Consider the following 12,134-nt stretch of genomic DNA (forward strand, 5'->3'; position numbering starts at 1 on the left):
GGCTGAACCAGCCAGCCTTGCCGCGCCGGGAGTGGCGCCGTGGTATTTGCGAAAGCGGCGCGAGTCTAGCATCGCCCCATGTAGCGCCGATGCGGGCGTCGCGTGTGGGTTGCGTCAAACCGGCACGCGCGGGCGGCTTCCGGTGGCGTCAATCGGCGAGTTCTCGCTGCGTCTTCTTCGGCAGTTTCGCGCGGACCAGCTCGTAGCTGCGGCGCAGCAGCGCCTGCAGTTCCTTCGCCGGCACGCGCCCGGGATCGGCCACCATCACCCAGTGCGCACGCGCCAGGTACGGGGCCGGTTCGAAGCCGGGGCGGCCGGTCAGTTCCAGGAAGCGCTCGTCCTCGACCTTGAAGCTCAGGCTGCCGGTGCCGTGCACGCGGGTGACGCAGAACATCTTCCCGGCGACCGAGAACACCAGGTCCTCGCCCCACTTGATCGAGGACTCCACGCCCGGCCAGCCGCCCACCCATTCCCGCAACTTCGCGCCGTCCATCGCCTGCCCGCCCCGTGAAGAATGTGAATACGGGCAGTGTGCCAATATCCGCCCATGGCCGCGCGCGAACGACTCCCGCCCTGGCACGAACGGATGCGTCTTCCCAACGGACGCGAAGTATTGATTCGTCCGATCCGCCCCGAAGACGCAGAACCGATCCGCGCCAGCTTTTCCCTGCTCCAGCCGGAGGAGGTGCGACAGCGCTTTTCTTCCGACATCCAGCGCGACGCGTTGTCGGAGATGACGCCCGAAGCCGCCGAGCGGATGACCCGCATCAACCCCAAGAACGAATTCGCGCTGGTCGCGGCCGAGCCGCTGCCGCCGGGCGAGGCGCTGGTCGGCGCGGTCGCGCGCATCGCGGTGGACGACAACGGCCGCGACGCCGAATTCGCCATCCTGGTCAGCCACTACGTCGCCAACATGGGCCTGGGCCGGTACCTGATGACCCGGCTGGTGAAATGGGCGCGCGGCAAGAAGCTGGACTGCGTCTACGGCGACGTGTTCGAGCACAACCAGGCGATGCTGTCGCTGGCCGAGTCGCTGGGTTTCGAGCGCAGCAACCGGCAGGACGCCACCGGGCTGGTGCGCGTGCGGCTCGATCTGAAGCCCAGGGCCGCCTGAGCGACCCCGGGTGGCCGGCCGCGTAGGGCCGCCGCGTTGGAACGGGATGACAGGGGGCCTCGCGGCAGGCACAGCCGCGCGCGTCCACGAACGGACAGCTTCCGGACATCCCCGCCATGAACATCAACGAAGAGCGCCTCAACCAGTTCCTCGGCCATGCCGTGGGCGACCTCGGCGCGGCGATCAGCGCCACCCTCATGCTGGTGGGCGACCAGCTCGGCTTGTACCGCGCGCTCGCCGACGAGCCGATGGGCGCGGCCGACCTGGCCCGCCGTACCGGCACCAACGAGCGCTACATCCGCGAATGGCTGGGCAACCAGGCCGCCGGCGGCTACGTCGAGTACGACCGCGCCAGCGACACCTACTCGCTCAGCGCCGAACAGGCGCTGTGCCTGGCCGATCCCGGCGGGCCGGTCGACCTGCCCGGCGCGTATTCGATCGTCGAGGCGACCTTCCACGCGCTGGAAAAGACCAAGGACAACTTCCGCACCGGCCAGGGCATGGAATGGGGCGAGCACCATCCCTGCCTGTTCCATGGCACCGAACGCTTCTTCCGCGCCGGCTACAACGCGCACCTGGTGACCGAGTGGCTGCCCGCGCTGGAGGGCGTGGTCGACAAGCTGCGCGCGGGCGCCAAGGCCGCCGACGTCGGCTGCGGCCACGGCGCGAGCACCTCGCTGATGGCGCGTGCGTTTCCGCAATCGACGTTCTACGGCTTCGACTACCACGGCCCGTCGATCGACGTCGCCCGCGAGCGCGCGCGGCAGGCCGGCGTGGAGAACGCGCGGTTCGAAGCGGCCGACGCGACCGGCTACATGGAGAAGGACTTCGACCTGATCTGCTTCTTCGATTGCCTGCACGACATGGCCGACCCCGTCGGCGCGGCGCGGCACGCGTTGCAGGCGCTCAAGCCCGATGGCACGTGCATGCTGGTCGAACCCTTCGCCGGCGACAGCGTGGCGGAGAACCTCAATCCGGTCGGTCGCGTGTATTACGGTGCGTCCTCGCAGATCTGCGTGCCGGTGTCGCTCGCGCGCAACGGCCCGGCCCTCGGTGCGCAGGCCGGCGAGGCGCGGCTGCGGCAGGTGATGCTGGACGCGGGCTTCACGCGGTTCCGGCGGGCGACGCAGACGCCGTTCAACCTGGTGTTCGAGGCCAGGCCTTGAGGGAAGAGGAACGGGAAACGAGTGGCTACGCCTGCTCGTTTCCCGTTCCCGATCACTCGTTTTTCCAGTAGCGAGGGGGCACGCGCGCCGCGGGCGGAATGTCAGCGGCGCGCTTCTACTTCGCGCCTGCTCGCGGGAGCTGGGCCACAACCGCCTCCAGCGGCGCGGCCTTCATCGGGGGATTCCGTAAAATGCGGGCTCTTTGCGCTGGGAGCGACGGCTTCCGGCGCTGCCCTTGTTTTCACCGCCCCACGCGCCCCACATCCTTCCGATGCCGAAGTCCGCACTCCCGACGCCCCCCCTGCCCCGCGCCGGCCAGCAGCGCGCCTGGTGGCGCGCCCCGGCCTCGCCGTCCGCGCTGGCCTTCCACATCGCCGCCGCCGCTGCCGCGCACGACGCCCCGCTGCTGGTGGTCGCGCGCGACAACCACGGCGCGCACCAGCTCGAATCCGACCTGCACACGCTGCTCGGCGCGCAGCAGTCGGACCTGCCGGTGATCGGTTTCCCCGACTGGGAAACCCTGCCCTACGACGTCTTCAGCCCGCATCCGGACATCGTCAGCCAGCGACTGGCCGCGCTGCACCGCCTGCCCACGCTCAAGCGCGGCATCGTGATCGTGCCCGTGCAGACGCTGCTGCAGCGCCTGGCACCGCTCAAGCACGTGGTCGGCGGCAGTTTCGACGTGAAGACCGGCCAGCGGCTGGACCTCGACGCGGAAAAACGCCGTCTGGAATCCGCCGGCTACCGCCACGTGCCGCAGGTGCTCGATCCGGGCGATTTCGCCGTGCGCGGCGGGTTGCTCGATGTGTATCCGATGGGCGCCGACCAGCCGTTCCGAGTCGAGCTGCTGGACGACGAGATCGAGACGATCCGCGCGTTCGATCCAGAATCGCAGCGTTCCCTGGAGAAAATCGACGCGGTGCACCTGCTGCCCGGCCGCGAAGTGCCGCTGAGCGATGTCGCGCTCAAGCGCGCGCTCGATGCGTTGCGCGACCGGTTCGACCTCGATACGCGCCGTAGTGCGCTCTACCAGGACCTGAAGGCCGGCCTGGCGCCTCCGGGCATCGAGTACTACCTGCCGCTGTTCTTCGATACAACGTCAACGCTGTTCGATTACCTCGACGCGAACACGCTCCCGGTGATCGCCGATGGCGCGATGGAGGCGGCCGGCCAGTTCTGGACGCACACCGGCGAGCGCTACGAACAGCGTCGTCACGATCTGGAACGCCCGCTGCTCCCGCCCGACGCGCTGTACCTGCCGCCGGACACGCTGCGCGAGCGCCTCAACGCCGGCGCACGCGTGGAGGTCTGCGGCGAAGGCCATGCGCAGCGCGAACGCGCGAGCGCGCTCGGCGACCAGCCCGCACCGGCATTGCCCGTCGCCGCGCGCGATCACGCGCCGGCCGATGCGCTCAAATCGTTCCTGTCGAGCTATCCCGGCCGCGTGCTGATCGCGGCGGATTCGCCGGGCCGGCGCGAGGCGCTGCTGGAAATACTGCAGTCGGGCGCATTGAAGCCGGACGTCGTCGCCGATTTCGCGGCATTCCAGCGTGAGGACGGCGCCAAGTTCGCCATCGCCGTCGCGCCGCTCGAGGACGGCTTCGCGATCACCGATCCCGCCTTCGTCGTCCTCACCGAACGCCAGCTGTTCCCCGAACGCGCGAGCCAGCCGCGTCGCCGACGTCGCGTCGGCCGCGAGCCGGAAGCGATCATCAAGGACCTGGGTGAACTCACCGAAGGCGCGCCGATCGTCCACGAAGACCACGGCGTCGGCCGTTATCGCGGCCTGGTGACGCTGGAAGCCGGCGGCATGCCGGCCGAATACCTGGAAATCGAATACGCGAAGGGCGACCGGTTGTACGTGCCGGTCGCGCAGCTCCACCTGATCAACCGCTATTCCGGCGCGTCGGAAGAAACCGCGCCGCTGCATTCGCTCGGCGGCGAGCAGTGGACGAAGGCCAAGCGCAAGGCTGCCGAAAAGGTGCGCGACGTCGCCGCCGAACTGCTGGAAATCCAGGCCAAGCGGCAGGCGCGCGCGGGACTGGCGATCGACGTGGACCGCGCGGTGTACGAGCCGTTCGCGGCGGCGTTCCCGTTCGAGGAAACGCCCGACCAGCACGCGGCCATCGAAGCGGTGCTGCGCGATCTTTCATCGAGCCAGCCGATGGACCGCGTGGTCTGCGGCGACGTCGGTTTCGGCAAGACCGAGGTCGCCGTGCGCGCCGCGTTCGCCACCGCCATGGGCGGCAAGCAGGTCGCGGTGCTGGTGCCGACGACGCTGCTGGCCGAACAGCACTACCGTAATTTCCGCGACCGTTTCGCCGATTGGCCGATCAGGGTCGAAGTGCTGTCGCGCTTCAAGACCAAGAAGGAGATCGAGACGGAACTGGCCAAGGTCGCCGAAGGCACCATCGACGTGATCGTCGGCACGCATCGCCTGCTGCAGAAGGACGTGCGCTTCAAGGATCTGGGCGCGGTGATCGTCGACGAGGAACAGCGTTTCGGCGTGCGCCAGAAGGAAGCGCTGAAGGCGCTGCGCGCGAACGTGCACCTGCTCACGCTGACGGCCACGCCGATTCCGCGCACGCTCAACATGGCGATGGCGGGCCTGCGCGATCTGTCGATCATCGCGACTCCGCCGGCGCATCGCCTCGCCGTGCAGACCTTCGTCGTGCCGTGGGACGACATGCAGCTGCGCGAGGCGTTCCAGCGCGAGCTGTCGCGCGGCGGCCAGGTGTATTTCCTGCACAACGACGTGGAGAGCATCGGGCGCATGCAGCGCCAGCTGGTCGAACTGGTGCCCGAGGCGCGCATTGGCGTCGCGCACGGCCAGATGCCGGAGCGCGAGCTGGAGCGCGTGATGCTCGACTTCCACAAGCAGCGCTACAACGTGCTGCTGTCGACGACGATCATCGAGTCGGGCATCGACATTCCCAACGCGAACACCATCATCATCCACCGCGCCGACCGCTTCGGCCTGGCGCAGCTGCACCAGCTGCGCGGGCGCGTCGGTCGTTCGCATCACCGCGCCTACGCCTATCTCGTCGTGCCCGATCGCAAGGCAATGACCGAGGACGCGCGCAAGCGCCTCGATGCGATCGCGGCGATGGACGAACTCGGCGCAGGCTTCACCCTGGCCACGCACGACCTGGAAATCCGCGGCGCGGGCGAACTGCTCGGCGAGGAACAGAGCGGCCAGATGGCGGAAGTCGGTTTCAGCCTGTACACCGAACTGCTGGAGCGCGCGGTGCGTTCGATCCGCCAGGGCAAGCTGCCGGACGTGGACGCGGTGGAAGCGCGCGGCGCGGAAGTGGAGCTGCGCGTGCCGGCGCTCATCCCCGACGATTACCTGCCCGACGTGCACACGCGCCTGACGCTCTACAAGCGCATCAGCGGCGCGCGCGATGCGGACGAACTGCGCGAGTTGCAGGTGGAGATGATCGACCGCTTCGGCCTGTTGCCGGACGCGGCGAAGTTCATGTTCGCGGTCGCCGACCTGAAGCTGCGCGCAACCGGACTGGGCATCCGCAAGCTCGACCTGGGCGAGGCCGGTGGTCGCGTGCATTTCGTCGAGAAGCCCAACGTCGATCCGATGGCGATCATCCGCCTGATCCAGGGCCAGCCGAAGCTCTACAAGATGGAAGGGCCGGACAAGCTGCGCATGACGCTCGACCTGCCGGACGGTTCGTCGCGCGTGCTCGCGGCCAAGGGCATCCTGACGGCACTTCAGCCGGCCGCGTGAGGTCGGCTATGGTGGGCGGCATGAAGATGCCGCTCACCGCCCTGGTTCTTTCCTCGTGCCTGTCGCTGCTGTCCGGCTGTGCGTCCGCGCCGGATGCGAGCGCGCATCGCGATGGGCCCGCGACGCCCAACGATGCGTCGATGACGTTCGTGATCGTGCGCCACGCGGAGAAGGTCGCGGACGGTTCGAAGGATCCGCCGCTGACCGAAGCGGGACGCGCACGCGCGCAGGCCCTGGCGCAGCGGTTGTCATCGGTGCCGGTGATCGCGGTGTACACCACGCCGCTGCAGCGCACCCGCCAGACCGCGACGCCGACCGCGCAGGAACATGGACTGCCCCTGATCACCTACGACGCGAAGCTGCCGGCCGCCGATTTCGCCACGCGGTTGCGGCAACGGCACGCGGGACAGACGGTGCTGGTCGTGGGTCATAGCAACACCGTGCCGGATATCGCGTCGGCGCTGTGTTCGTGCGAAGTCGCGCCGATGAGCGAGGCGGAGTACGACCGGCTCATGACGGTGCGGGTCGATGGGTCGGGGCGTGCTTCGTTTGAAGTTGGGCGGCAGTAGCCTTGCGGCGGCGATAGGCCGGGCGGCGGTGCCGCTCCCTTCCCCCTTTCGGGAGAAGGCGCCCGCAGGGCGGATGAGGGGCAACGGAGCAACCAGGCGGGGCCGGCCCCTTCCCTCCGCGCCGACCCAAACCGCGCCGCACTGACGCTTTTACTCACTGCTCACTCCTCTCCCCTCGCTCTACCGTCACCCCTCACCCCACCCCCTCGCCGGGAGGGAGAGGGGCTCAAGCGCTGGCGCCATGCGGCCGTGTTTCAGCGAAGCGCCCACCTCACAGCTGCGACTCCACCGGCAACCACCGCACCACCGCCGCCATCGCGCGGCGCTTCCAGTCGGCGTCCGGCTCGCGCGTCCACATGCGCGGGGGATCGGCGCCCGCGTCTTCCCAGCGCAGTTCGCCGTTTTCCAGCCACAGCCGGTAACTGTTCTCGTGGCCGACCTTCCATTCGTACAGGCGCAGCAGATCGCGTGTGAGCTGCGTGTCGGTGAACAGGATGCCCATCTCGGTGTTGAGATTGATCGAGCGCGGATCGAAGTTCACCGAACCGACGAACCCCACGTCGCCGTCGGACATGAACGCCTTGGTGTGCAGGCTCGCCTCGCTCGACGAGGAACCGAGCAGCCCGCTGCCGCCTCCGCTCGGCGACCCACGCGCCTTCAGTTCGTACAGTTCGATGCCGCCCCGCAGCAGCGGCACGCGATACGGCGCATAACCGCCATGCACCGCCGCGACGTCCGTGGCGGCCAGCGAATTGGTCAGGATGCCGATGCGCACGCCTCGATCGCGCATGCGCAGCAGCGACGCCACGCCGTCGTCGCCCGGCACGAAGTACGGCGAACTGATGAACATCTCGCGTCGGGTGTCGACGAACGCCGGCGTGATCGCATCGATCAGCCAGTCGCCGCGACGCGGTGCACCTTCGGCCTTCTGCGGCGGATCGGACACCACGTGCGCGTCCGGCGTCCAGCGCAGCCCGCGGCTGCCGCGCAGCAGCGCCTGCACGCTGGGCGAACGGCGCAGCTGTTCGACGTAGGGTCTGGCGTCTTCCGAGCGGTATTCCAGCGCACCCACGCGCCGCAGACGCGGCAGCGAGAGCTCGTCCGCGTCGACCAGCTGGTCCAGCGGAATCGCCGCCGGGCTGTTCCAGTACGCGTCGAAGATGCGCGCGGTTTCGCGCACCGGTTCGCCGATAACGGCGAGATCGGCGTCGAGGAAGTTCGACGCCTCCGCCGCGCCGAAATACTCGTCGCCGATGTTGCGTCCGCCGACCACCGCGATGCGGCCGTCGGCGATCCACGCCTTGTTGTGCATGCGCCGGTTGAGGCTGAACACCCGCAGCAGCAGTTCCACGCCGCGCAGGAAATACGATTGCCGCGCGCGCGAGGGATTGAACAGGCGCACCTCGATGTTCGGATGACGCGCCAGCGCGGCGAGCACGGAATCTTTCGCGTGCGAGTTCAGGTCGTCCAGCAGCAAGCGCACGCGCACGCCGCGATCGGCCGCGCGCACCACCTCGTGCACGATCAGGCTGCCGGTGAGGTCGGGCTTCCAGATGTAGTACTGCAGGTCGAGGCTGCGCCCGGCCTCGCGTGCGGTCAGCGCGCGCACGGTGAAGGCGTCGAGGTTGTCGGCGATCAGCGACAGCCCGGCCTGGCCGGGATGCGCCTGCTCCATCGGTGCGATGGAGCGGTCCAGCGGCGTCTCCACCACGGCGGCGGGAATCGCCTGCGACGGCGCGCCGCGCGCACGCTGGGCGAAACGCCCGTAGCTGTAGACCGACAGCAGCGACGCCGTCGCCAGCAGCAGCACGGCCAGGCCAATCCACCGCAGCTTCCGGGTCATGTGGATCCCGCGTTGTGCATTGCATCGATTCTAGCGACGGGCGCCGCAACGACTCATTCACGCCCGGCGATCACCGCATCGATGCACGCAGCGGCTAGACTCGCGCCGGTCCCGTCGCCGACGAATCCGATTCGATGCCGTTCCGCCCCGCGCCCGTCCTGTCCGTCCCGCTCCTTTCGGTGCTGATCCTCGCCGGCTGCGCCAGCGCGCCGAAGGTGGCGCTGCCAGTCGAAGCGCGCCTGCATCCGGGCCAGCGCATGTCGCTGCCCGAGGGCGCGCGGCTGGTCTACGTCGAAACCGCCAACGATTCGCGCTGCCCGCCGGAGGTTACGTGCGTCCACGCCGGCGATGCCGACGTGCGGCTGCGCTTCCACAAGCCCGGCGCGATGCTCGACGTGGTGCTCAAGGCGTCCGAACAGGGCACGCCGCGCCCGATCGGCGCCTGGCACGTCACGCTGCTGGGTCTGGGCCCCGGACCGCGCCCGCCGGCGACACTGCGCGTGGACGGCGCCGACCGCTGAGCCGAACGGACCGTGCCACGGCCGGACGTGCCGTCGCCCGGCGGATGTGACACGCTCGGTGGACGCCCTTTCCGGAGCCCGGCCATGACCCTCCTCGTTTCCCCGCGCGTGCACGACCTCGGCGGTTTCCAGGTGCGCCGCGCCGTGCCGAGTCTCCAGGCGCGCTCGGTCGGCCCGTTCGTGTTCGTCGACCACATGGGGCCGGCGGTGTTCGAGATCGGCCGCGGCATCGACGTGCGCCCGCATCCGCACATCGGCCTGGCGACGGTGACCTTCCTGTGGTCGGGCACGATCACGCATCGCGACACGCTCGGCAGCCTGCAGGACATCAACCCGGGCGACGTGAACTGGATGACCGCCGGCCGCGGCATCGCGCATTCCGAGCGCACGCCGACGACGCTGCGCGAGCACGAGCATCCGCTGCACGGCATGCAGACCTGGGTCGCGCTGCCGCGCAGCGCCGAGGAAGCCGAACCGGGCTTCTTCCACCATCCCGCCGCGAGCCTGCCGCAGCAGCAGCGCGACGGCAGCTGGCTGCGCGTGGTCGCCGGCCGCGGCTACGGCGAGGAATCGCCGGTGCGCGTGTACGCCGACACGCTGTACGTCGCGATCGACCTCGACGCCGACGCGGAGCTCGCGATCGACGACAGCCATCCGCAACGAGCGCTCTACATTCTGGAAGGCGACGCGCAGTTGGATGGCGCGGACATTCCGGCGATGCACCTGGTGGTGCTGGATCCCGGCACCCGCCCGAAGCTCCGCGCGCGCACGCCGGTGAAGGCGATGCTGCTGGGTGGCGAACCGCTCGACGGCCCGCGACACCTGTGGTGGAACTTCGTGTCCAGTTCGAAGGAGCGCATCGAACAGGCGAAGCAGGACTGGCTGGAAGGACGCTTCGGCCGCGTGCCGGGGGACGACGAGTTCATTCCGTTGCCGGAGCGGTGAGCGTCCGGGCTTCGCAAGCCGTTGCTCGCTCGCGGCACGATCGATTGGTTTCGCGCGAAACCACCATGCGTGCATCGATGCGTTGGATGAGGCCCCCAACCGTCCCCGACGCCGACCCATAAGCCGGACGCACCGCCTATTAAGTCTGGTTATTTGTCAAGTGCCGCTTTCTGGACTATGTTCGACCCGGTTCGGCCGAACCGGTCACGGTTCGACGATCGCCTGCAGCCCGGGGGTGATGGGCTGTTTCGTTGCTAGGGGTTACGACCACAGGGGGTTAGTCGTGAATACGACGGCATGGCGTATGTCGGCCCTGCTCGTGCTCGCCGGGTTCGGCATGGCGAACGCGCACGCGCAGGATTCTCAGGACGGGGGCAACTGCCCGCAGCTGCCCACGGGCTCGGAGCTGACGTGGGAGTACAAGGCCACCGGCGGTTCCGACTTCTGCCGCGCACTGCGCGCGGACGGTTCGGAAGCGTTCGGCCTGTACATCTCGCGCAAGGCGAATTTCGAGCCCAAGCGCGGCAACCGCGCCGAGGAAGGCGTGATCGATGGGCAGAACGTCTACTGGTACAAGGGCGAGCTGGCGACGAAGCCGGACGTGGAAGTCCGCGAGACACTGGTCGAACTGCCGGACGGACGCGTCGCCCACATCTGGCTCCAGGCGCAGGCGCCGCAACTCGCGCCGATGCTCGGCCAGGTGCAGTCGATCCGCTTCCCCGCCACGCGCCTGAGCAGCAACTGATCCCGCACGCGGCACGTCCGAATCCGCCCGCAAGTCCGGGCGGATCGCCGTGGCACGCCCATCCCGCGCTTTGATCCCGATCGGCCGCCGGCCGGCCTTTGATCGGCTTGCGCGTGCAATCAGCTTCTTTCGCAGTTACCGTCGCTCCTGCCGCACCTAAGATCCGTGCCCGTTTTGCCTGCGGAAGTCGCCGGGCAAACGGTATCCCTCAATCCCTGGGCAGGAGAACAACATGATCAGGAAGCTTGCGGCCGAGTTCATCGGCACGTTCTGGTTGGTCCTCGGCGGCTGCGGCAGTGCGGTGCTGGCGGCCAACTTCGGCGGCGACGGCAATCCACTCGGCATCGGTCTGCTCGGCGTCTCGCTGGCGTTCGGCCTGACGGTGCTCACCGGCGCGTACGCGCTGGGCCACATTTCCGGCGGCCACTTCAATCCGGCGGTGAGCTTCGGCCTGTGGGCCGGCGGCCGTTTCCCGGCGCGCGAGCTGGTGCCGTACATCGTCGCGCAGGTGCTCGGCGGCATCTTCGCCGGCTTCATCCTGTCCATGATCGCCCACGGCGCGCCGGGCTTCGCGATCGATCCCAATGCGGCGGGCGCGTTCGCCAGCAACGGCTACGGCGCGCATTCGCCGGGTGGGTACGGGGTCAACGCGGCGTTCCTGACGGAAATCGTGATGACCGCGATGTTCCTGATCGTGATCCTCGGCGCCACGCACGCACGCGCACCGGTCGGCTTCGCGCCGATCGCGATCGGCCTGGCGCTCACCCTGATCCACCTCATCAGCATCCCGGTGACGAACACCTCGGTGAACCCGGCGCGTTCCACCGGCGTGGGCCTGTTCGCGGGCCAGGTGGCGATGTCGCAGCTGTGGCTGTTCTGGGTCGCGCCGATCGCCGGCGGCCTGCTCGGTGGCGTGATCTACCGCTGGCTCGGCCAGTACGGCCCGGATGTGACGGGCACGCCGCGCTGATCGTCGCGTTCGCCGCAACGAGAAAAGGCCACGCAATGCGTGGCCTTTTCATTGGTCGTTCCACTGTCCGGCGTTTGTAGCCCGGGTAAGGCCGCAGGCCGCACCCGGGTTCACCGTCCACGTCACGCGTTCCCGGGTGCGCTTCGCTTACCCGGGCTACAAACGCGAAGGCCGATGTCAGGGCTCCGGATTCGAACGCGCCGCGTTCTCCGCCTTCAACTGCCTGATGAAATCGCCGATCGGCCGCTTCAACTGCTGCAGCAGCGCGTCGTCGCGATTGCGCAGCACCGCTTCGCCCAGCAGCTTCAGGCCGATGGCGAACGCCGCCGCCTCGTCGTCGCTGCCGAAACGGCCGCTGGCGCGCTGCAGCTCGACGATGCGGAACAGGTCGTCGTGGTTGCCGTCCTCGAACGTCAGCGTGCCGCGCAGCGGCTGGTCCTCGCGCGGCGTGGCGAGGTGCTCGACGGTGATGCGGTAACGGTGTTCGCGTACTGCCATCGGTCATGTACTCCCAACTGC

General features: G+C 68.9%; 11 protein-coding genes. 8 read left to right on the forward strand and 3 right to left on the reverse strand.

Going from position 1 to position 12,134, the window contains the following annotated elements:
* Positions 1-148 precede the first annotated feature (148 nt).
* On the reverse strand, positions 149-493 hold the full coding sequence (locus tag I4U41_RS10885) for an MmcQ/YjbR family DNA-binding protein (RefSeq protein WP_206861134.1): 345 nt from the start codon (positions 491-493) through the stop codon (positions 149-151).
* Positions 494-547: 54 nt separating this feature from the next.
* Between I4U41_RS10885 and I4U41_RS10890 the strand changes: the two genes are divergently transcribed.
* The 4 genes from I4U41_RS10890 (at position 548) to I4U41_RS10905 (ending at position 6,591) form a co-directional block, all read left to right on the forward strand.
* Entirely contained in the window at positions 548-1,114 is a 567-nt protein-coding gene (locus tag I4U41_RS10890; protein WP_206861135.1) for a GNAT family N-acetyltransferase, read from the forward strand.
* A 116-nt stretch (positions 1,115-1,230) separates the two neighbouring features.
* A complete protein-coding gene (locus I4U41_RS10895; RefSeq protein ID WP_206861136.1) occupies positions 1,231-2,280 on the forward strand; it encodes a class I SAM-dependent methyltransferase in 1,050 nt (349 codons plus the stop codon).
* A 271-nt stretch (positions 2,281-2,551) separates the two neighbouring features.
* Positions 2,552-6,022 carry a transcription-repair coupling factor gene (gene mfd, locus I4U41_RS10900; RefSeq protein WP_206861137.1) on the forward strand — a complete coding sequence of 1,157 codons (3,471 nt, stop codon included), beginning with the start codon at positions 2,552-2,554 and terminating at the stop codon, positions 6,020-6,022.
* A 20-nt stretch (positions 6,023-6,042) separates the two neighbouring features.
* On the forward strand, positions 6,043-6,591 hold the full coding sequence (locus I4U41_RS10905; RefSeq protein ID WP_206861138.1) for a phosphoglycerate mutase family protein: 549 nt from the start codon (positions 6,043-6,045) through the stop codon (positions 6,589-6,591).
* A gap of 271 nt (positions 6,592-6,862) precedes the next feature.
* On the opposite strand, the gene I4U41_RS10910 is transcribed toward I4U41_RS10905, so the two are convergent.
* The gene (locus tag I4U41_RS10910; RefSeq protein ID WP_206861139.1) at positions 6,863-8,434 is read right to left on the reverse strand and encodes a phospholipase D family protein; all 1,572 of its coding nucleotides are present in this window, start codon (positions 8,432-8,434) and stop codon (positions 6,863-6,865) included.
* A 134-nt stretch (positions 8,435-8,568) separates the two neighbouring features.
* On the opposite strand from I4U41_RS10910, the gene I4U41_RS10915 reads away from it, so the two are divergent.
* From I4U41_RS10915 to aqpZ, 4 genes are all read left to right on the forward strand, one after another.
* On the forward strand, positions 8,569-8,955 hold the full coding sequence (locus I4U41_RS10915) for a hypothetical protein (protein WP_206861140.1): 387 nt from the start codon (positions 8,569-8,571) through the stop codon (positions 8,953-8,955).
* A gap of 84 nt (positions 8,956-9,039) precedes the next feature.
* Entirely contained in the window at positions 9,040-9,900 is an 861-nt protein-coding gene (locus I4U41_RS10920) for a pirin family protein (protein ID WP_206861141.1), read from the forward strand.
* A 304-nt stretch (positions 9,901-10,204) separates the two neighbouring features.
* Positions 10,205-10,645, forward strand: coding sequence for a hypothetical protein (locus I4U41_RS10925; protein ID WP_206861142.1), 441 nt, complete (start codon positions 10,205-10,207; stop codon positions 10,643-10,645).
* Between the two features lie 232 nt (positions 10,646-10,877).
* Positions 10,878-11,615 carry an aquaporin Z gene (gene aqpZ, locus I4U41_RS10930; protein ID WP_206861143.1) on the forward strand — a complete coding sequence of 246 codons (738 nt, stop codon included), beginning with the start codon at positions 10,878-10,880 and terminating at the stop codon, positions 11,613-11,615.
* A gap of 177 nt (positions 11,616-11,792) precedes the next feature.
* Here aqpZ and I4U41_RS10935 read toward each other — a convergent pair whose 3' ends face one another.
* The gene (locus I4U41_RS10935; protein WP_206861144.1) at positions 11,793-12,113 is read right to left on the reverse strand and encodes a DUF3861 domain-containing protein; all 321 of its coding nucleotides are present in this window, start codon (positions 12,111-12,113) and stop codon (positions 11,793-11,795) included.
* Positions 12,114-12,134 lie beyond the last annotated feature (21 nt).

This window comes from Lysobacter changpingensis (assembly GCF_017308985.1).
GTDB classification, from domain to species: Bacteria; Pseudomonadota; Gammaproteobacteria; order Xanthomonadales; family Xanthomonadaceae; genus Lysobacter_J; species Lysobacter_J changpingensis.